Source organism: Arthrobacter sp. 18067 (assembly GCF_902706295.1).
Classification (GTDB): domain Bacteria; phylum Actinomycetota; class Actinomycetes; order Actinomycetales; family Micrococcaceae; genus Arthrobacter.
Genome location: NZ_CACSJJ010000011.1, coordinates 131,583 through 152,022, shown reverse-complemented (window position 1 = coordinate 152,022; position 20,440 = coordinate 131,583). Strand labels below are relative to the sequence as shown.

At 63.3% G+C, this 20,440-nt stretch carries 17 protein-coding genes and 1 pseudogene; 11 read left to right on the top strand and 7 right to left on the bottom strand.

The annotated features are described in order from the left end of the window. Positions 1 to 5: 5 nt before the first annotated feature. From GVL04_RS12790 to GVL04_RS12780, 3 genes are read left to right on the top strand one after another with little or no spacing between them, the layout of a single operon-like run. The gene (locus GVL04_RS12790) at positions 6 to 1,412 is read left to right on the top strand and encodes a gamma-aminobutyraldehyde dehydrogenase (protein ID WP_159704901.1); all 1,407 of its coding nucleotides are present in this window, start codon (positions 6 to 8) and stop codon (positions 1,410 to 1,412) included. Between the two features lie 8 nt (positions 1,413 to 1,420). Continuing rightward, positions 1,421 to 3,157: an amidohydrolase gene (locus GVL04_RS12785; protein ID WP_159704898.1), complete on the top strand. Its 1,737-nt coding sequence runs from the start codon at positions 1,421 to 1,423 to the stop codon at positions 3,155 to 3,157. Positions 3,158 to 3,165: 8 nt separating this feature from the next. Then, on the top strand, positions 3,166 to 4,422 hold the full coding sequence (locus GVL04_RS12780; RefSeq protein ID WP_159704895.1) for a M20 family metallo-hydrolase: 1,257 nt from the start codon (positions 3,166 to 3,168) through the stop codon (positions 4,420 to 4,422). Here GVL04_RS12780 and GVL04_RS12775 read toward each other — a convergent pair. Next, the gene (locus tag GVL04_RS12775; RefSeq protein WP_159704892.1) at positions 4,419 to 5,144 is read right to left on the bottom strand and encodes a hypothetical protein; all 726 of its coding nucleotides are present in this window, start codon (positions 5,142 to 5,144) and stop codon (positions 4,419 to 4,421) included. The genes GVL04_RS12780 and GVL04_RS12775 overlap by 4 nt on opposite strands. 101 nt (positions 5,145 to 5,245) lie before the next feature. Between GVL04_RS12775 and GVL04_RS12770 the strand changes: the two genes are divergently transcribed. Next, positions 5,246 to 5,851, top strand: coding sequence for a YdeI family protein (locus GVL04_RS12770; RefSeq protein ID WP_159704889.1), 606 nt, complete (start codon positions 5,246 to 5,248; stop codon positions 5,849 to 5,851). Here the strand turns inward: GVL04_RS12770 and GVL04_RS12765 are convergent. Further along, positions 5,848 to 7,008: a glycoside hydrolase family 76 protein gene (locus GVL04_RS12765; protein ID WP_159704886.1), complete on the bottom strand. Its 1,161-nt coding sequence runs from the start codon at positions 7,006 to 7,008 to the stop codon at positions 5,848 to 5,850. The two genes, GVL04_RS12770 and GVL04_RS12765, sit on opposite strands and share 4 nt — an antisense overlap. An 84-nt stretch (positions 7,009 to 7,092) precedes the next feature. Here GVL04_RS12765 and GVL04_RS12760 point away from each other — a divergent pair, with 84 nt between their 5' ends. Beyond that, the gene (locus GVL04_RS12760; protein WP_159704883.1) at positions 7,093 to 7,887 is read left to right on the top strand and encodes an SDR family NAD(P)-dependent oxidoreductase; all 795 of its coding nucleotides are present in this window, start codon (positions 7,093 to 7,095) and stop codon (positions 7,885 to 7,887) included. Then, a complete protein-coding gene (locus tag GVL04_RS12755) occupies positions 7,887 to 9,158 on the top strand; it encodes an acyl-CoA dehydrogenase family protein (RefSeq protein ID WP_159704991.1) in 1,272 nt (423 codons plus the stop codon). Before GVL04_RS12760 ends, GVL04_RS12755 begins: the two co-directional genes overlap by 1 nt. On the opposite strand, the gene GVL04_RS12750 is transcribed toward GVL04_RS12755, so the two are convergent. The 3 genes from GVL04_RS12750 to GVL04_RS12740 all read right to left on the bottom strand — a co-directional run bounded on the left by GVL04_RS12750 (position 9,155) and on the right by GVL04_RS12740 (position 12,149). After that, positions 9,155 to 9,985 carry a DUF1684 domain-containing protein gene (locus tag GVL04_RS12750; protein WP_159704880.1) on the bottom strand — a complete coding sequence of 277 codons (831 nt, stop codon included), beginning with the start codon at positions 9,983 to 9,985 and terminating at the stop codon, positions 9,155 to 9,157. The genes GVL04_RS12755 and GVL04_RS12750 overlap by 4 nt on opposite strands. A gap of 282 nt (positions 9,986 to 10,267) precedes the next feature. Further along, positions 10,268 to 11,521: an Ig-like domain-containing protein gene (locus GVL04_RS12745; RefSeq protein WP_159704877.1), complete on the bottom strand. Its 1,254-nt coding sequence runs from the start codon at positions 11,519 to 11,521 to the stop codon at positions 10,268 to 10,270. 94 nt (positions 11,522 to 11,615) lie between these two features. Continuing rightward, positions 11,616 to 12,149 carry a hypothetical protein gene (locus GVL04_RS12740; RefSeq protein ID WP_235036270.1) on the bottom strand — a complete coding sequence of 178 codons (534 nt, stop codon included), beginning with the start codon at positions 12,147 to 12,149 and terminating at the stop codon, positions 11,616 to 11,618. Positions 12,150 to 12,532: 383 nt separating this feature from the next. On the opposite strand from GVL04_RS12740, the gene GVL04_RS12735 reads away from it, so the two are divergent. The 4 genes from GVL04_RS12735 (at position 12,533) to GVL04_RS12720 (ending at position 17,826) form a co-directional block, all read left to right on the top strand. Beyond that, positions 12,533 to 14,089, top strand: coding sequence for a sigma-70 family RNA polymerase sigma factor (locus GVL04_RS12735; RefSeq protein ID WP_200846838.1), 1,557 nt, complete (start codon positions 12,533 to 12,535; stop codon positions 14,087 to 14,089). A 26-nt stretch (positions 14,090 to 14,115) separates the two neighbouring features. Beyond that, the gene (locus tag GVL04_RS12730; RefSeq protein ID WP_159704871.1) at positions 14,116 to 14,484 is read left to right on the top strand and encodes a hypothetical protein; all 369 of its coding nucleotides are present in this window, start codon (positions 14,116 to 14,118) and stop codon (positions 14,482 to 14,484) included. Between the two features lie 130 nt (positions 14,485 to 14,614). Next, positions 14,615 to 17,413, top strand: coding sequence for a phosphoenolpyruvate carboxylase (gene ppc, locus GVL04_RS12725; protein ID WP_159704868.1), 2,799 nt, complete (start codon positions 14,615 to 14,617; stop codon positions 17,411 to 17,413). A 107-nt stretch (positions 17,414 to 17,520) separates the two neighbouring features. Next, positions 17,521 to 17,826: a hypothetical protein gene (locus GVL04_RS12720; protein ID WP_159704865.1), complete on the top strand. Its 306-nt coding sequence runs from the start codon at positions 17,521 to 17,523 to the stop codon at positions 17,824 to 17,826. 10 nt (positions 17,827 to 17,836) lie between these two features. On the opposite strand, the gene GVL04_RS12715 is transcribed toward GVL04_RS12720, so the two are convergent. Continuing rightward, positions 17,837 to 18,481, bottom strand: a complete 645-nt coding sequence (locus GVL04_RS12715; protein WP_159704985.1) for a DedA family protein — start codon at positions 18,479 to 18,481, stop codon at positions 17,837 to 17,839. A 54-nt stretch (positions 18,482 to 18,535) separates the two neighbouring features. Between GVL04_RS12715 and GVL04_RS12710 the strand changes: the two genes are divergently transcribed. After that, positions 18,536 to 19,105 (top strand): O-acetyl-ADP-ribose deacetylase, encoded by a 570-nt coding sequence (locus GVL04_RS12710; RefSeq protein ID WP_200846837.1) that lies wholly within the window; start codon positions 18,536 to 18,538, stop codon positions 19,103 to 19,105. A 92-nt stretch (positions 19,106 to 19,197) separates the two neighbouring features. Here GVL04_RS12710 and GVL04_RS12705 read toward each other — a convergent pair. Next, positions 19,198 to 20,394: pseudogene (locus GVL04_RS12705) on the bottom strand (amino acid permease); the annotation flags it as partial. Positions 20,395 to 20,440 lie beyond the last annotated feature (46 nt).

The window sequence follows — 20,440 nt, the reverse complement described above, 5'->3', positions numbered from 1 at the left end:
CTCCTGTGATTCAGCTTCAGAACATCATCAACGGCGAGTCCGTGGACGCCGCGGCCAGCCTGCCGTTCTTCGACCCCGCCACGGGCCAGCAGATCGGCACCGCCCCGGACAGTGAGGCTGCCGTCGTCGACTCCGCCTTCCAAGCTGCTGCCGCAGCGTTCAAGAGCTACAAGCGCACGACGCCGGGAACGCGCCAGTCGCTGCTGTTGCAGCTGGCCGACCTCATCGAGGCGAATGTTGACCGTCTGCTTGAGGCCGAGGTGGCCTGCACCGGCAAACCCGCCGCACTTACCAAGGAGCTCGAAATCCTGCGCGGCGCGGACCAACTGCGCTTCTTCGCCGGGGCGTGCCGGGTGGTTTCCGGCACTGCCCAGACGGAGTACGTGGAAGGTTTTTCGTCCACCATCCGGCGCGAGCCCATCGGTGTGGTGGCCCAGATTACGCCGTGGAACTACCCGTTCATGATGGCTATTTGGAAGATCGGTCCGGCCCTCGCCGCGGGCAACACCTTGGTCCTGAAACCGGCCGACACCACCCCCTGGTCCACCGTGGTGCTGGGCGAACTTGCCCAGCAGGTCTACCCGGCCGGTGTAGTGAACATCGTCTGCGGCGGTCGCGAGGCCGGCGCAGCGATGGTGGACCACGACATCCCGGAGATGGTCTCCATCACCGGTTCCACCCGTGCGGGTGCGCAGGTCATGTCCGCTGCGGCCAAGACCCTCAAGGACGTCCACCTGGAGCTTGGCGGCAAGGCCCCCGCTGTGGTGTTTGCCGACGTCGATATCCAGCGGACCGCCGGCGAAATCGCCCTGGCTGCCTTCTTCAATGCCGGGCAGGACTGCACCGCGGTGACCCGCGTGCTGGTCCACCAGGACATCCACACGGAGTTCGCGGCGGCCCTGGCAGATGCCGCTTCCGCCCTGAAGGTAGGGGGCGACGAGGCTGATCTTGGCCCGCTCAACAGTGCCGCCCAGTTGGAGCGCGTAGAGGGGTTCATGTCCCGCCTGCCCGCCAACGCCCGCGTCCTGTCCGGCGGCAAGCGCACCGGAACGGGCTTCCACTTTGAGCCGACCGTCATCGACGGCGTGTTCCAAACAGACGAGGTGGTGTGCGACGAAATCTTCGGTCCCGTACTGACGGTCCAACCGTTCGCCACCGAGGAAGAGGCCATCGAGCTCGCCAATGGCACCAAGTACGCCCTCGCCTCCAGCGTGTGGTCCGAGAACCACGGCGTAGTCACCCGCGTATCCAACGAACTCGACTTCGGGGCCGTCTGGATCAACTGCCACCAAGTGATCCCGGCTGAAGCACCGCACGGCGGCTTCAAACACTCGGGCACCGGCAAGGACCTCTCCGTCTACGGCCTTGAGGACTACACCCGCATCAAATCCGTCACCACCTCGCACCGCTAGAACCAGCCATGAAACTCGACCTCCTCCTACGGAACGCAGACATTTTCACCATGGATCCGGACCGTCCGGTGGCCAGTTCGCTGGGCATCTGGCAGGGACGCATCGTGGGCCTGGACGAAGAATTGGATGGGCTGGACGCCGTTCAGGTACTCGATCTTGGCGGTGCCACCGTCACTCCGGGCTTCATCGACGCCCATTGCCACACCACGTGGTTCGGGCTGGGCCTGGCGGAACTGGACGTGTCCGGTGCGCGCGGCCTGGAGGAGCTCTATGAATTGCTTCGGGGCGCTGCCACCAACGCAGTGGCCGACGGCGATGCGTGGCTTTTCGCTACGGGTTTCAGCCAGACCCAGCACGGCGGTTCCTTCCCGGACATCGCCGAGCTGGACCGCATCACGGGGGAACGGCCGCTGTTCATGCGGCATAACTCCGGGCACATGGCCGTGGTCAACACCGCCGCGTTGCGGCTGGCAGGTGCGGAGTCGCCGTCGTTCCCCGATCCCGACGGCGGAGCGATCGTCCGCGACGCAGCGGGACGGCCCACCGGACTCGTCCAGGAGACTGCCCAGGAACTGATCCAGCAGCTGATCCTGCCGTATTCGTTGGAGGACATTGAGGCCGCCCTTGAACGGGCCACGCTGTACTACGCCTCCGAGGGCATCACGAGTTTCACCGAAGCCGGGGTGGGCGGCGGCTGGATCGGGCACAGCCCGGCCGAGCTCGCTGCCTACCAAAGCGCTGCCGCCACCGGTCGGCTGCACGCCAGGTCACAGGTGATGCCGGTGCTGGATGTGCTGCACGGACTCAACGGGCATGCCTCGGACAGCCCCGGCGCCGCTCCGGCCGGACTGGATCTTGGCATCACCAGCGGATTCGGGAACGAGTTCCTCTCCCTGGGACCGGCCAAGGTTTTCCTGGATGGCTCACTTTTGGGCGAGACCGCAGCCGTGAGCCACGAGTTCTGCAGCCACGGACACAAGGACAACAGCGGCAATACCGGCTACTTCCAAGCGGACCCCGCCCAACTGCGGGAACGCATCGAGGCCGCCTACGCCGCCGGCTGGTCCATTGCAGCGCATGCCATCGGGGATCGGGCCGTGGACCTCGCCGTGGACATCATCACGGATTGCCAGGCTGCGTATGGGCCCCGCCGGGTGCCCAACAGGATCGAACATGCTTCCATGACCCGCCCGGAGCAGCTCGAGAGGCTAGCCGACGCCGGCATCGCCGTAACACCCCAGGCAAGCTTCTTCCGCGATGGTGGCGACGGCATGACCGCTTCGCTCGGACCGGACCGTTTGCCGTGGGCTTACCGGGCAGCCAGTTTCCTCGAAGCCGGAGTTGTTTTGGCAGGTAGCTCGGACCGGCCCGTCGCCGACGGGAACGTACTTCGCGGCATGCAGGCGTTCGTGGACCGCCGGACGGAATCCGGTGCCGTCTTTGGAAACCCCGCGGAACGCCTCACCCCGCAGCAGGCCCTCGCCGCCTACACGTCCGGAGCCGCAGCAGCCACAGGGTCACTTGGCGAGAAAGGCACCCTGACACCGGGAAAGCTCGCCGATTTCGTTGTCCTTTCCGCCTCACCGTTGACGGCACCGGCCATCAGCGAACTGCAGGTCCTGGCCACCGCCGTCGGAGGCCGCTTCACCTACCAATCAACCGACTTCCACGCGGCACTTTCCCCGGAAAGTCCGTTCGCGGCCCCTGTTTCAGCGGGCCGTGTTTCAGCGACACAGAGCTCATAGGGGAGACCATGACAACCACCACAAGTTTCACCACCCAGGACACCGCCTTCGTCCAGGACTTCCGGACCATGAGCGCCTTCGGTGCCACCGAGAACGGCGGTGTGGACCGCCAAGCGGCAACGATTCCCGACGGCGAACAGCGCCGCTGGCTCGCAGGCCTCCTCGAAGAGCACGGCTTCACCGTCAAGTTCGACCACGCCGGCAACCAGTGGGGCCTCTACGAGTCAGTGCCCGGTGCGCCGTTCGTGGTGGTCGGATCGCACATGGATTCACAGCCGACGGCGGGCCGTTACGACGGCGCGTACGGCGTCCTCGCCGCGGCCCACGCCGCGTTCCGCCTGGCAGCCCGCTGGGAAGCCGGCGCCACGGCACCCAAGTTCAACCTCGCCGTCGTCAACTGGTTCAACGAGGAAGGCAGCCGCTTCAAGCCGTCCATGATGGGCTCGTCCGTCTACACCGGCAAGCTGGAACTTGAAGACGCCCTCAACACCAAGGACGCCGCCGGGGTCACCGTCCGCGATGCCCTGGACGCAATCGGCTGCCGCGGCACGTTTGAAGGGCCGGAAGCTGCGTACTGCGCGGAAATCCACATCGAGCAAGGCCGCAGCATGGAACGCGAAGGCGTCACCATCGGCCTGGTCAGCTCCAACTGGGCAGCGAACAAGTACGAGTTCGTGGTCCACGGCGAGCAGGCACATACGGGTTCCACTGTGATCGCAGACCGCAAGGACGCGCTGCTAGGCGCCTCGATGCTGGTGGTTGCCGCGCGCGAACTTGCCGATCGCTTCCCCGGTGCCCTCCACACCTCCGTGGGGCAGCTGAACGTGTACCCGAACTCGCCCGTGGTGGTGCCGTCCCGCGTGAACCTGCTGCTGGACCTGCGCAGCGCCGACGAAGCCGTCCTGGCCGAAGCCGACGCCCTGCTGCACGCCCGCATCACGGAAATTGAACGACTGGCCAACGTCTCGGTGGAGAAACACCATTCACACTCCTGGGCCGTCACCCCGTACCAGCCGGAGGGCGTTGAGCTCGCGGCAAAGGTGGCCGCCGACCTGGGACTGTCCAACAAGGAAGTCATGACCCTGGCCGGGCACGACTCCACCAACATGAAGGACCTCGTCCCCACCGTCATGCTGTTCGTGCCCAGCGTGGACGGCATCTCCCACAACGAGCACGAATACACCACGGATGAGGACATCGTTGCCGGGCTGACCATGCTCACCGAGGTTGTCGGCCGGCTTTGCGACGGGGTGTTGGAGGACTAGCTGTTTGGGCCCGCCGGCGCCTGGTGGGTTGGTTCAACCACAATCGACGCCGGCGCCGCGCCGCCCACAGCATCCGGGTTGGCGACGTACAGGACGCCTTCACTGATCCTGGCTTCAATTTTCGCTTCGGTGAGCCGGTGCAACAGAGGTTCCAGCCCGCCGTCGTACTCAAACGCGAGGTCGCCGTGGGTGCTGTCTGCGCCGTGGATAGCTCGCAGGATTCCGCCGTTCTTGGTGGTGAACGTGGCCGATTCGTCGTCCTCGGACGCCGGCCGGGCACCGATGTTGCGGAGGTCGTTGGCCGCAAGGCCCACGAAAGGACTGACCCACGTGGCCACCACTGTGACGGCCGGGTCGGCCTCGGTTGACGTTGCCCAAGTGCCATCCGAGGCACGCCGGGCTGGGAACGCGAAGAACTCGAACCCGTCCTCAGTGGAGATTCGCACGGTGGTTCCGTCGGGACTCTCGTGGATTTCCGCCTGGGTGCCGGCTTCCTCGGTGCGCCGCGCAAACTCCTCAAGGTTTCCTACCTCGACCCCAAAGATCGTGGATCCGTCCAGCGGGTGGCCGTGCACCACGTGGCCCAGCGCGAGGCGACCCGAACCGGCGTCGTATTCCCGCCAGTCGCCCTCATCCACAGTGGTGACCAGCCCCAGTGCTTGAAGGAGCGCGTCCCATTGCTCGCGGCGGGACGTGTAGTGGGTTGGGCGGGATCGCAACATTGGTCCTCCTGGGGTGGGTCCTGCAGGTACGGCGGAGTCAGTTCCCAGCCTATGCCGCGTGGCCATGTGGGGGACCGCCTGTTTCGCAGCAGAATGAAACCATGCCCATTGAGCTTGAAGAACTTCTTGTCCGAGACGGCGCCGAATGGCGTTCGTGGTTGTCAGCGAACGCCGCCGCATGCCCCGGCGTGTGGCTGATCCTGCACAAAAAGGGCGGCAACGTCACGGACCTGGACTACGACGCCGCGCTGGACGAGGCCCTGTGCTTTGGTTGGATCGACGGACAAGCGAGAAGCCGCGACGCCGGCAGCTACTTCCAGCGGATGACGCCGCGTGGTCGCAAAAGCATCTGGTCCGCACGGAACGTGGGCCACATCGCCCGACTGGAATCCGAGGGCAAGATGACCGACGCAGGCCGTGCCGCCGTCGAGGCCGCCAAAGCCGATGGCCGTTGGGAGGCCGCTTACGCCGGCCCGGCCGATTCCGTAGTCCCGGATGACCTCGCAGCTGCGATCGCCGAAGTTCCCGAGGCCCAAGCCATGTTCGACGTCCTGACGTCCCAGAACCGCTTCGCCCTGGTCCATCGCACCAACGGGGTCAAACGGGCAGAAACCCGGGCGCGCAAGATCGCCGGATTCGTCGAGATGCTTGCCCGGCACGAAGCGCCGTACCCGCAGAAGAAACGTCCAGCCTCCGATCCCGGCTAGAGGGTCGCAGCGGCCTCCAACGTCATCCACGCCTGCAGCTGGGTGGAAAGTTCGACGGCGGCACCCACCGGATACGTCTCGCTCGCCGGGCGCAGGGGATTGGGAGAGAAGACCAACGGCGTCCCGCTCTTGCCCGGCATCAACTCGGGCGCTTCACGCCGGCTCAGCCAGAAGGCTTCAGCCGTGGCGTGCACCAGTGCCCGGGCTGTTTCCCGTGCCGCGGGGGGCAACCGTTCATCGGTGGCGGACAGGGCGAGGTAACGGACCAGGATGCCCGCGAAGAGGCCGCCATCGCCGGTGCCATCACCATGGATGACATGTGTTCCGGGGACCGTTAATTCCCTGGACACTGCCTCAACCAAATGCGCAGCCCTTTCCAGGTTCTCCTCGCCACCAAGTTCCAGCAAGGCACCCAGAACCGGGCCTTGGTTGTAGGTATAGATTGCTTCTTCCAGGACGGCCTCACCATTCCTGATCCTCAGCCCATCCTGATAGACACCCCGCTGGGGATGCAGGAGCCTGCTGTTGAGCCAGTTCACCAAGGACTGCGCCCGCTCGCGGTGATCAGTCCGTGCAAAGTAGAGAGCAACGGGAGCTGTGGCCGGTGTGTTCTTGAAATCCCTTGTGGTGCTCCAGAACGTTCCGCCGCCCAGATCGTCCGTGGAGGCCGAGTCGAACTGCAGCGTCAGCTTCCTGCGGACATAGGCGTTGCGCCGGCGGCCCGGGTTCCTGGTTTCCTCCGCCAGCTTTTCGAGCCTAAGGGTTGAGAGGGCGAGCCAGGCCATGTCGTCGTAAAAGTGGTTCTCAAACCTGAACAGGTTCCTCAACCGGATGGTGGTGACCAGCCGCGAAGCGAGCCTGCCCGCACTGGGGCGGGAGTCGCCGTCGAACTTTGTTTGGGTGGAAAGTTCACGGCGACCGGCATCCACCAGGCAATCGACGTAATGCGCCTGCCACCAATAGTGCCAAGGGCCGAAGACGCTGCGGGCGGTCTTTGTTGGAATGCTGACCGCACCGATGTGCGTGCCGGGCAGGAAAAGAAGGCGCCGGCCGAAAATGCGCGTCACAGAGCGGGCCGCTTGATTGGCCCGCGCCGCCCACTCTTTTCGGTCCGTGAAGGAGAGCGGCTGCTCGGCAGGAGAAGTGTCGGCTGGCATGTCCCCAGCCTACCGAGGGTGCGCTGGCTCACAATTCCAGTTAACATGCATTAACGGATTTTGAGTCTGCATCAAGGAGGATGGATGGACATCAAGGGCACGGTCGCGCTGATCACCGGCGGGGCGTCAGGGCTGGGAGCCGCTACCGCAAAGCGCTTGTTCGACGCCGGGGCTTCGGTGGTCCTTGTGGATCTGCCGCAGTCGGCGGGGGAGGCCTACGCGGCGGAGCTGAATGCCGCCGGAGTTTCCGGGCCGCGGGCGGTGTTTGTCCCCGCGGACGTCACCAACGAGGCACAGGTACAGGCCGCCGTCGATGCCGCAACTTCCCTTGGCCCGCTCCGCATCGTGGTCAACTGTGCCGGCATCGCAACCCCGGGCAAGGTCCTGGGCCGCGACGGCGTCCTGCCGCTCGAGACGTTCAACAAGGTCATCCAGATCAACCTCGTGGGGACGTTCAACGTGATCCGCCTCGCCGCCGCAGCCATGGTTGAAACCGAGCCGGTTTCCACTGAACTCGGAGGGCCCGAGCGCGGCGTCATTATCAACACCGCCTCCGTCGCCGCATTCGAAGGCCAGATCGGGCAGCCTGCCTACGCGGCGTCGAAGGGGGCCGTAGCGGCCATGACCCTGCCGCTGGCGCGTGAGTTTGCGCGTTCGCTGATCCGGGTGGACACCATCGCGCCCGGCATCTTCGAAACGCCCATGATGGCTGGACTTCCGCAAGCCGCCCAGGATTCCCTGGGACAGCAGGTGCCGCATCCTGCCCGCCTCGGCCGTGCGGCTGAGTACGCCAACCTGGCCGCTCATATCGTGGAGAATGCCATGCTCAATGGGGAGACCATCCGGTTGGACGGCGCTATCCGCATGGGGCTCAAATGATGGGCGACTACAGCGGCGGTTCACTATCCTCAGGTTCTGCAGCTTCTGTTCCGGCTTCTGTGGCAGGTTTGCCCACCGCGGACTTTTTCGATTTTGAGTCCCTGCTCAGCGTCCAGGAGCAGCGGAAACTCAATGAACTCCGGGCATTCCTTGCCACGGAGATCGCTCCCTACGCGGGGCAGTGGTGGGAAAAAGCCGAATTCCCCGAACATATCCTTCCCAAACTCGCAGCCCTGCGGCTCAGTGCACCGGCCCAGCGTGGATATACGCACCTGTTCGCCGGCCTGGTCATCGCCGAGATGACGCGCGTCGACACCTCGATTGCCACGTTCTTCATGGTCCATCACGATCTCTTCGTCGAATCACTGTACGACTTCGGCAGCGACTCCCAACAGGACCGCTACCTCGACGACGCGTCCAACCTCCGCACCACCGGAGCCTTCGCGCTCACCGAACCGGACCATGGGTCCGATGTTGCCGGCGGAATGGAAACCACCGCGCGTCGGGTTGAGCGGTCAGAGCACGACGGCGGTGACTACTGGGTGATCAACGGCGCAAAACGCTGGATTGGCAACGGGACGTTCTGCGACTACATGCTGGTGTGGGCCAAGGACGAAGTGGACGGAGCAGTGCGTGCGTTCATCGTTGAGGCTTCCTTGCCGGGCATCACACGGAGCCGTATCGAGAACAAGATCGCCCTGCGGACGGTTCAGAATGCGGACATCCTGTTCACCGACGTCGAGGTTGCCGAGGCAGATCGCTTTGCGGGGATCAGCAGCTTTGCGGACACCAACCACCTGCTGCGCGGATCCCGGATCATGGTCGCCTGGCAGGCAGTGGGCCAGCAACTGGCAGCGTTCGACGTCGCCCGGCAGTACGCCGTCGAGCGCATGCAGTTCGGCAAGCCGCTCGCCAAATTCCAGCTCATCCAGCAACACTTGGTGGACATGCTGGGAAACGCAGTAGCCAGCATGGGGATGATGGTCAGGATCGCGCAATTGCAGGAAGACATCTACACGGACGCCCAAGGCGTGCGGCACGGTGGTGCCGACATGGCACAAGTGGCGCTCGCGAAGGCCTACTGCAGTGCCCGGATGCGGGAGACGGTGGCTCTGGGACGGTCCATTCTTGGCGGCAACGGAATTGTCACCGACTACCGGATCGCAAAGATCTTTGCTGACGCCGAAGCCATCTTCACCTACGAGGGCTCGTACGAGATCAACTCGCTCATCGTTGGCCGCGCTGTGACAGGAGTTTCGGCCATCGCCTAGTCCTGCTGGGGGAGCTTCTCGCCCGCTTCCACCCGGACGTCGATCGAATTGCCGCGGACAGGCATGGGGCATGTGCCGTAGGGCGTGAAGGCGCTGGGGTAGTTGATGGTGCGATTAAAGTCGATCACCACAGATCCGTCCGGGCGGGGGCGGGGGATGAAGACCTTGCGCCACTCGTCCGTGGTGTCGCCGTTTGTCTCATCGTGGAACGTCACGTTGAGGGCGCCCAACTTCTCGGCCTCAGCATGGAGCCGGATTTCGTGGGGGACGCCAGGTACTTGGAAAACGACCTCACCCACGGAGCGATGGATGCCATCAACCAAAGGATTAGCCGTGCCGATGGGTACATCCCTGGGCTCTGCGTAGACCTCGAAACGTCCTTCGATAACCCAGTCCGGGTCGTATTCGTAGGTTGGAACGCCTTTGAACTCCGTGAGGACGGGAGAGCCGTCATCACGGGTGCGGATAGCGTACTTGTCCGCACGCATTGCGAGTTCGACCATCACCTGCTTGCCGTCGGAACCGCCGTACTGGACCCACATCAAGGACTCTTCGTCCTCAAGGACTGCAGTAACTGTTCCTTCGACGGTTTCCCCGGTCTCGACGAAAGTGAGCCCGTCGGCAGCACTCGCCGAAAGGAATACCGTGGTGCCGTCGGTAGACCAGAGGCCGGGAACGAGTTCGACATCGCTTGGGACCGACTCAATCCACTGGAACGAGGTCAGCGTCAACCAGCCGTGTTCCGCTCCCAGGGCTGCATTTCGACCTGCACGGAACCGATCCCATCGGGCGAGCTGGGCGTCGGTTGCTGTGGTGGGCGAGCTCATGGGTCTCCTCGGCTTGTGTTCGCGTCAATTCACGCTCATTGCACTTTCCTCAACTATGCGCCGGGGATGGACATTCCCTGAATTCGTGGCAACGGCACACGGTGCCGCCACGACGTTGGAACGGCCCGCGCCAGCCCCCAACTCATGCCAGCGCGAGCCGCGATTAGTGGACTGCATCGACGGGCCGAGTACCACGTACCCGGCCCATCGCTGCTGTCTTGCTCCTGAGGGGAGCTCCTTCGACGGTCTTCTCGTCCTACCGCGGACTAGTACGATCGCCCGCTAGTGCGACCGCCGCCGAGACCATTTGGCTCCTGCGAAGGCGAGCACGGAACCCACTGCCAGAAGGGCTGCAGCCACAAACACGAACGCCGCTCCTTGGGAACCAGTGTTTGCGAGCTGTTCTGAGGATTCCGCTCGGGCAGGCTCGGATGGTTCCTCCGTTGGCACCACAACTACAGGGCTCGTGGTGCTCGGGCCGGGGGTGGGCGTCGCCGTGGTGGTGGTCGCGCTGGGCGTCGGCTTCGGTGTGGCGGTGGTGGTGCTGGGTGTCGGCGTCGGTGTGGGTGTGGCGGTACCTTCGCCCGTGCCGCTTCCGCTGCTTCGACGTGTCTGGGCCCCGACCGGAGTTTCCTGGCCCGAAATGGTCACCGTTCCGTTGTTTTCGTAGGAGGCCAAGGACGCATCCGTCACCTCCGTTACGACGAAAAGTTCCACGTGCTCGCCTTCGGGAAGTCCCGTCCAGGTGACCGTGAGTTCTTGGGGGCTGCATTCGATGCTTGCCGGGTACTCGTCGTCGTCATAGGGCGTGACAATATTGCCGGCGTTTCCCACTCTTTGGCCGACCCGCGGCGTCACACGGCTGCAATCGATTTCCATGCCGGGAGCCGGGGTATCGGTAACCACAACATCGTTGGTCTCCGAGACCATGGGGGGCATATAGAAGACTGATTCAAGTTCTGTCTGTCCAGCGTCCGACCACCACATGGACTTACCCACAGATGTCGGCACTCCCGGATCGCAGTCCGAACGGCAAGGCTCGATGACCACGGGTACGCGAACCACGCTGGAGCCTACAGTGAAGGTCAGCTCTTGGGTTTCACCGTTCGCCGGTTTCACCGAGTACTGGGTAGTGAAGGAACAGGTTCCCCCCACGTCAAGGGGATGCGTGCCTACAAAATCCGTGAGGGTAAAGACAACCAGGCCGGTGTCGTTTGCCACGGCTGTCGCAACGGTGTCGCCCGCGGAGTTATCCAGATCGAAGGAAGCAGCCCCAAACCAGCGCAGCTCCGAGGGGAGCTGGATGCTGAAGGTGTCACCCGGCTGCGAGTTGTCCGGCACGGACCATGCGCATGTCAGATCTACTTGGTCCCATTGACTGGAAACAACTGATTCCGTGCTCAGGGTGATTTCCGCGTCTGCCAGCTCTGCAGCGTTGGCTGGCAGCGCCGACATGCCTAGCCCCAGAACGGCCATGACGGCCGCCAGAAGCGCGGCCACCAATGACACGGTTTTTAGATGGATCTGATTTTTCATGTGCTGGATGGTCCTTAGAATCCGTGGTGGAATGTTCCGTCACAGAATGAGTGCTCGGGCCAGGTGGTTCGTGACGCCGTGAGCAGGTGGCCGCCTATTTCGTTTCGAAGGCAGAGTCATGAGCCGCTGTTGTCGTGGTAGCCGCTGCCATCGAGGTAAGAGGATAAAACTTCATGCGCGCAGGGCTCAGGGCGCCATCGCCCAGAGCATCGAGTGTGGCCCTGCATTCCACCAGCCGGCACAGATTGCTTTCGCTGAAGGGGAAGAGAACGTGGACGGCGGAGTTTTGATACATGGCCATGGCGCCGGTGCCAAGCAAATGCCCTGTGACGGCTTCCCCGAGCTTGGCCAGCAGTGTCCAGCAATGGCTGCGGCTCTCGCGCGGCCCGGCGACAGAGATGATTGCCACGGCGTGCGCAGTCGTGCACCCAGGGCCGGATCCCACCGCCGAGACTTCGTGGATCCGTCGCTGGAAGTGGGCTTGCGTTGCCAGTCCTGTGTAAACATCCGTACACGAGATCGGAGGCACGCTTTCGGCAACTTCGGCCCAACCCTCCGCCAGTGATTGAAGGGCGTCGACGTCCAGGGTCCGTTCCGCCGCCGCAAAAAGGGCCCGAAAATCGGTCATTGTCTCACTGATGCTGACACCGTTCCTCGCACGGGCAGCGCCGAGCGATTTGGCTGTGGGGGGTGGGACCTTTGCGCTCGTTGCGAGCGACGCTACAACGGTCCGGACCTCGGGCAGGAACCAGTCCGCCCGGAAGCGCCAGCCCGTTTGGTAACTGGTGGTCTGCCATCTACGTAGCAAAAGGTGCCGCGAGAACGTGCATTCTGCGAATGATTTTGTCCGGAACGATGTCATATCCGAACAGTGCCCCGGGACGTCGTTTCGTGACGAAACTGGCCCGGAGAATGATTGCTAAAGACAATGTATAAATCGCGTCACGACTTGCCGCCTACCTGCACTCCATATACATGGGCAGGTTTATTAACGGTTTGAGGGTGCCTTAAATGGCACACAGGTCACAAGCGGGCAGCGACGTGGACGTCGATAGCGACGGTCACCTTATTGGGTTGGTCCGCAGCGGCGAGATGTCTGCGTTCGATGGACTCTATGAGCGCCACTTTTCCATTGCCTCCAACGTCGCCAGGCGCAATGTGGACAACCCCAGCGACGCCGAAGACGTTGTGGCTGAGGCGTTCCAATCCGTTCTCCAAAGCCTTGTGGCCGGGAAAGGACCGGATACCTTCTTCCGTGCGTACCTGCTGTCCACGGTTACCCGGTTGTCCCATCAGCGGAATCGAAAGGCCGGGAAGGTCCTGCCCAGCGGTGACGAATCTGTTCTGGACCAAACATTGGCCGACTCCGATCCCGCCATCAGCGCTTTCGAATCACACACGGTGGCCAAAGCGTTCCGCGCGCTGCCGGAACGTTGGCAGGCTGTGTTGTGGTACTTGGATGTAGAGCGAATGAAGCCGGCCGCGGTCGCGCCGATTCTTGGGCTGTCCTCGAACGCCGTTTCCGCACTGGCTCTCCGTGCGCGTGAAGGGCTGAGGCGGCAATACCTTCAGTGCCACATCGCGGATCAATCCGATGAGGGATGTGCCCAGTACGTATCGAAACTCGGCAACTTTCTCCGGGGTGGACTCTCCAGCGCGACTGAACGCAAAGTTCGCGAGCACCTGCATGGCTGCTCCAAATGCACGGCGGCACTGGCGGAACTGAATGATGTCCAGGGCAGCATGAGGGCTGTGCTTCTCCCGCTGGTGACAGGAATCCCTGTCGCACTGTGGGCGGGAAAGGGCGCGGGACTGGGTGTCCTTGGCGGGATGGCGCCGGCCAAGGCAGCCCTGGTCATCCCGGCCCTGGCGAAGCCGGCTGTAATGGCCATCATTGCAGCGGCAGGCGTCGGGCTTGTTTTGGGAGCGGTCGGAATAGTTGACCACCTGACTCCGGATGCCTATATGGAGGAGCGGACGGTGGAAACTGTCGCCCCTCACGTGGAAAACGATCCAAAATCAGCCACACCAGCACCAGCACCAACGCGAACAAGCGCACCCTCTCCTTTGCCCACCCTTCAGCCGCCGCCAGTGGCAGCCGCGCCACCAGACCCTGTGCAAGAACCTTCTCAGGAACCGATTGAGACGGCTGCGCCGGTTCCACAACCCACAACCACCCCAGACCCCACGCCCTCCGCCGTTCATTCCACACCGGCTCCCGCAAAAGTCACAGGCTCGGCACGGCGGACCCGAAGCGGAGGCTACAGCGGCACCACCCTCGACGTCGATTTCACTGCCTCCGGCACCCAGCCCTTGGGAAACGGCAAGGCTGTTTTTTCGGTGAATCAGAATGCCTGGCTTGTGGAGGACGGAGTTCGCGCCCCGGATGGGTGGACCTGCACCTTGGAAAGCCGGAGTGTGCTCAGTTGCGTCACGGAATCGGTACGTCGGGACGATCTTCACTTCCACGTTGTAGCCGGCTCCAAACGAAATCGCGATGACCAGGTCCTGACCTACACGCTGAGCGGTCCAGGCATCGCTCCCAATGATTTCTCCTACAGCTACTGATGGTGAATCACTGAGCGGATCCCGGATTGCGTCAGGAACTTCCAACTGGGCTGAACACGCTGGGATACGCCTTCCGCGGGGAGTACCCTGACCGCATGGGGATGGATGCAGTGGTTGCAATAGTGGTCAGTGCCGCCTTGATACTTGGCTCCATTTGGGCCGGCACCCGACTTGTCCAACGTGGCGTCCCGGCGAAGGGCGCAACGGGCACGCTGGGAAGTGTCTTGTCCATGGTTGAGCCCGCCACCGGTGCACCAACCAGGGTGGAGGCGGCTGCTGCGATCGAAGAGATGCGGCAGCGCAGGCACGAGAATCTCACCGCGGGCCCTGGTCCGGCACATGATGAGCTGGAGAGCGGAAAAATGGTCCTGCCCGGCCCGCCGACCCAAAAGTGAAGCCAAAATCTGAGACGCATTCCATGGGGCGAGTTCGGTGCGGGTAAGATCCCGTAGGAAACATTAGTAATCCGGCTCACAGTATCCAGCGCAGTGTACGGGCCAAACCAGATCCTGAAGGTATGCATCCATGGTTCACACTGCCCATCAAGACACCGATCTCGCTGCCGAACTGCGGGCTGACGTCCGCCGCGTTTCCACCCTCTTGGGCGAATCACTGGTTCGTCAGCACGGCCCCGAGCTCCTTGCACTCGTGGAGCAGGTTCGCCTGCTGACCAAGGAGTCCAAGGAAGCCGCCAGGGGCGGCGCGGATGCGACTGGTCCGTGGAGCGCGCACGACGTCGTAGCCCAGGTCCGCGAGTTGCTCGCCTCCCTGCCGCTGGACCAGGCGACGGACCTGGTGCGGGCCTTTGCGTTCTACTTCCACCTCACCAATGCGGCGGAACAGGTCCATCGTGTCCGGGGACTCCGCACCCGGCAGGAGAAGGACGGCTGGTTGGCCAAGGCCGTCTCCGAGATCGCAGGCCAAGCGGGTCCCCAGGTCCTGCAGGACGTGATCAACGAACTCGATGTCCGCCCCATTTTCACGGCACACCCCACGGAAGCTTCACGCCGTTCCGTGCTGGACAAGGTCCGCAAGCTGTCCGATGTCCTTGCCGAGCCCACGGCGGAAGGAACGTCCACGCGTCGTCGACAGGACCGGCAGCTTGCCGAAATCATCGACCAGATGTGGCAGACCGATGAATTGCGCCAAGTCCGCCCTACGCCCGTGGACGAGGCACGAAACGCCATCTACTACCTGAACAGCATCCTGACCGACGCAATGCCGGAAATGCTGACGGACCTATCGGAGCTGCTGGCCGAGCACGGTGTCACTCTTCCGGCAGCCGCCGCGCCGCTGCGGTTCGGTTCGTGGATCGGTGGTGACCGAGACGGCAACCCCAACGTCACCGCCGCCGTCACCCGTGAGATCCTGCAGCTGCAGAACCAGAACGCCGTGCGCATCAGCATTGCGTTGATCGATGAGCTCATTTCGGTTCTCTCCAATTCCACGGCACTTTTTGGGGCCGACCAGGTGTTGCTGGATTCCATCACTGAGGACCTCAAGAACCTTCCGGGCCTGGACAAGCGCATCCTTGAACTGAACGCGCAGGAGCCCTACAGGCTCAAGCTGACGTGCATCAAGGCCAAGCTCATCAATACTGGACGCCGCGTTTCTGCATCGACCTATCACGAGCCTGGCCGCGACTACGCCACCACCTCCGAGTTGCTGGCAGAGTTCGGGCTGCTCGAAGACTCGTTGCGCAACCACTCGGCCGGATTGGTGGCAGATGGGGCCCTGGCCCGCGTTCGCCGCGCAATCGCAGCCTTTGGCCTGCACCTGGCAACGCTGGACATCCGCGAGCATGCCGATTACCACCACGACGCTGTTGGCCAGCTCGTGGACAGGCTCGGTACGGAGAAGCCATACAGCGAGCTCAGCCGGGAAGAGCGCTTCACGTTCCTCGGCGCAGAACTGGCCTCCCACCGCCCGCTCTCCGGGCACCCCATCAAGCTTGATGGCACAGCCGACGGCACCTATGACGTCTTCCGGAGCATCCGACAGGCGTTGCACACCTATGGGCCGGACGTGGTGGAAACGTACATCATCTCCATGACCCGCGGCGCCGACGATGTCCTGGCGGCAGCGGTCCTGGCCCGCGAGGCCGGCTTGATTGACCTTTTCGGCGGTAAGCCACGCGCCAAGATCGGGTTCGCTCCGTTGCTTGAGACCGTGGAGGAACTCCGCGCCTCGGCTGAGATCGTGGACCAGTTGTTGTCCGATCCGTCCTACCGGGAACTGGTCCGCCTGCGCGGCGATGTCCAGGAAGTCATGCTGGGTTACTCCGATTCCAACAAGGAATCCGGCGTGATGACCAGCCAGTGGGAAATCCACAAAACCCAGCGCAAGCTGCGCGACGTGGCCGCCAAGCACGGGGTCCGCGTCCGCCTCTTCCACGGCCGTGGTGGTTCCGTGGGCCGCGGTGGGGGACCGACGTACGACGCCATCATGGCGCAGCCGAATGGCGTGCTCGAAGGCGAAATCAAGTTCACTGAACAGGGCGAGGTCATCTCCGACAAGTACTCCCTGCCCGAGCTTGCACGCGAAAACCTTGAGCTGTCCTTGGCCGCGGTCATGCAGGGCTCGGCATTGCACCGGACTCCGCGCACATCCGATGACGAGCGTGAGCGCTACGCCAACGTCATGGAGACCATCTCTGATGCAGCGTTCGACCGTTACCGCACACTGATCGACGACCCCGAACTGCCGGCCTACTTCCTCGCCTCCACCCCGGTGGAGCAGCTGGGCTCGTTGAACATCGGGTCGCGGCCGTCCAAGCGTCCGGATTCCGGTGCAGGCCTTGGCGGTCTCCGCGCCATCCCGTGGGTGTTTGGCTGGACCCAGTCCCGGCAGATCGTTCCGGGCTGGTTCGGCGTGGGTTCCGGCCTGAAGGCCGCCCGGGAGGCAGGCGACACGGACCAGCTCCTTGAAATGATGGACCGCTGGCACTTCTTCCGCTCAGTCATCTCCAACGTGGAAATGACGCTGGCAAAGACTGACATGGAGATCGCCGGACACTACGTTTCCTCGCTTGTTCCGGAGGAATTGCACCGACTGTTCCACATGATCCGCGACGAGTACGAGCTCACAGTGGCCGAAATTGAGCGGCTCACGGGAGAGATCGAACTCCTCGACGCCCAGCCCACGCTCAAGCGTTCCCTTGAAATTCGTGACCAGTACCTGGATCCGATCAGCTACCTGCAGGTTGAGCTTCTCCGCCGCGTGCGCGAAGAGTCAGTCTCCGGAGCCGAGATCGACGAGCGGCTCCAGCGAGCCATGCTCATCACGGTCAACGGCGTAGCCGCCGGCCTCCGCAACACCGGCTAGCAAACGCTCTATCACCTACCGTGGGTTTTTACGGATCCCTCTCTCATCTGGTGAGAGAGGGATCCGCCCACGGGCGCGGGAGGTGAGAGAGGGTTTAGGGTGGTGGGATGCCGTCGTTCCAGACCAAGTTGAAGATCACTGGCCTCAAACCAGGCAACGCACCCGAATCGGTGATGGCTGCGGCCGTGGAAGCGCTGGAAACCCGGCACCACGTCGAATCCAACCAGCTGGACATCGTGGGCGGCGTCCCCCAGATCAGCCTCCGGTTCACGGTAGGCGACCGCGATTATTCAGGCGAGAATGACGAAGCCCGGACGTCGGCAGCCATGATGCGTGACGCCGTCGAACGTGTTGCCATCACGGGGAGCTTGTACGTGTTGCGCCGCAGCCGCGGCCGCTGGGCCCCGGTCTAAATCAGGGAAGCTACTCGGGTTGTGGCACGTCGCCGGGCTGGTCGGCGTCGTACGGTTCATCCACAGGTGAGCGGCTGCCACGCCGCCGCGTGACGATCAAGCCAACCACCACACCGATCACCAACCCGACGCCCACGCCGATCAGCGAGCTGGCCCAAAAAGGGAGTTTGGTGGTGGAGCCGGTGAAATAGCCCAGGCCGACTTGCCAGACCGCCCAGAGAATTGCGCCCAGACCTGCGCAAAGGCTGAATCCGCGCGCGGATACGTTGGCGATGCCCGCCGCAGATGATGTTGCCAGCCTGCCGCCGGGGATGAACCGCGCGCCGATGATCGCGCCGTATGTTGAGGAACGGCCGGCTTTGGCAATTGCCTCGTGAATGCCTCGGTGAACCCGGCGGCCCCATGACCAGCGGTCCAGGACATGGCTGATGCGCCGCTTGAACAAGAGAAAAACCAGAATGTCGCCCAGCCACGAGGCGAAAGCGGCAAGGAAGAGGATCAGCCAGAAGTTGGCGTGGCCGTCAGCGGCCAGGGCGCCGCCGGTGATCACCACCATTTCGGAGGGGATCGGCGGGAAGATGGCGTCGCCCAGCACAATGGGAACGATCCACAGGTAGATCGCGGATCCCCATGTCTCCGGGGCGGTGATGTCCATGGGCACAAGGTACCGCACTTGCCGCTCCTGCCGCTCCGGCGCCAGACTGGCGCCATGCGAATCGAAATTCTGCAAGGTGACATCACCACGCGCACGGTGGACGCGATCGTCAACGCCGCCAACTCGTCATTGCTTGGTGGTGGGGGTGTTGATGGTGCCATCCACAGGGCCGCTGGCCCGGAACTCATCGAGGCGTGCCGCGAGCTGAGGGGCACCGAACTGCCGGACGGATTGCCGGTGGGCGCCGCCGTCGCGACCCCAGGCTTCCGGCTTCCCGCTCAGTGGGTGGTGCATACGGTGGGTCCCAACCGGCACGCTGGGCAGACGGATCCGGCGCTGCTCGCCTCGTGCTTCCGCGAAAGCCTGACGGTGGCGGCCGGGCTGGGAGCCCGGACCGTTGCCTTCCCCGCGATCAGCGCCGGAGTCTATGGATGGGACGCCGGTCAGGTGGCCGAAGTAGCGTTCGACGCCGTGAGGTCGTTTTCGTCGTCGTCTTCAGCCGGTGCCGCGTCAGGCAGTTCTCTGAAGGTGGTGGAGTTCGTGCTGTTCTCGGAGGATACGACGGCGGTGTTCCGGACTGTGTTTGATTCCTCACCGGGGTTTGAATCCAGGCCGGACGACTGACGTTTGCGTCGCTGCACCACAAAGAACAGGACAGTGACAAGGGCCAGGGACGGAAGTCCAAAGATCAGCGTCATGTTGAAGGCCGAGGTGCCCAGGGTGCTGATGCCGATTGCGAGCATCAGCACGGCGCCGAGGATGGTGCCCACCGGGTAGAACCGGGTCTTGTAGGAGAGCTCAGTGCCGGTGCGTTTCAAGCTGCGCCGGAAGAACCAGTGGGTCACGAAAATCATGAACCACGTGAACATGGCCCCGAACATGGAGATTGCCATCATGAAGGTGAAGGCTGTCTCCGGGAACATTGCGTAAACCACCGTGGCGATGGCGATTCCGGCAGTGGACAGGATCAGCGCATTGACCGGGGCCCCGTTGGAACGCAGTTTTCCGAATACGGCCGGTGCATCCCCGCTGCGGGAGAGGCTGAAGATCATTCGTGTTGAAATGTAGAGCTGGCTGTTCATGGCGGAGAGCGCAGCAATGATCACCACGAAAGTCAGCAGGCTGTCGGCGAAGGGGATGCCGAGGTTCTGCATCACGGTGACAAAGGGGCTGCCGCCGGCCAGGATCTGACTGACCGGTGCGATCGCCAGGATGAGCGCCAGGGTGACGATGTAGAACAAGAGGAGCCGGGCGATGGTGGTGCGGAATGCCTTCTTGACTGCTGTTGCCGGGTCTTTGGCCTCGCCTGCCGCGATGGCGATCATTTCGATGCTGAGGTAGCTGAAGATGGAGACGATGACGGCGAACCAGGTGCCGGACAAGCCGTTGGGGAAGAAGCCGCCTTCGGCCGTGTAGTTGTGGAAACCAGTGCCCTCGGTGCGGGCGCCGAACACGATGTATGCGCCGAGCACGATGAAGGCGATGATGGCGAAGACCTTGATGCTGGAGAACCAGTACTCGAGGGTTCCGAACACCTTCACGTTCATGGTGTTAACGCCGATGAGCACGGCGGAGAAGAAGATCACCCAGAGCAGTGATGGCACGTCAGGGAACCACAGCTTCATGTATTCACCCACGGCGGTCACTTCTGTTCCCACAGCCAGCACAATGCAGGACCAGTACATGTACTTGACCAGGAACCCGGCCAGTGGGCTGACGTAGTGCTCGGCAAAAGCGCCGAATGAGCCCGACGTTGGGTGTGCCACCGTCATCTCGGACAGGCTGCCCATCAGGAGCAGTGCAATCAGCCCGCCAATCGCGTAGCTGATGATGACGCTGGGGCCGGCGAGGCCGATGGCGAACTTGCTCCCCAGGAACAGTCCTGTGCCGATTGCACCGCCCAGCGCGATCATGGTCATCTGCCGTGAGGTGAGCTGCCGTTTGAGCCCACCTTCACGT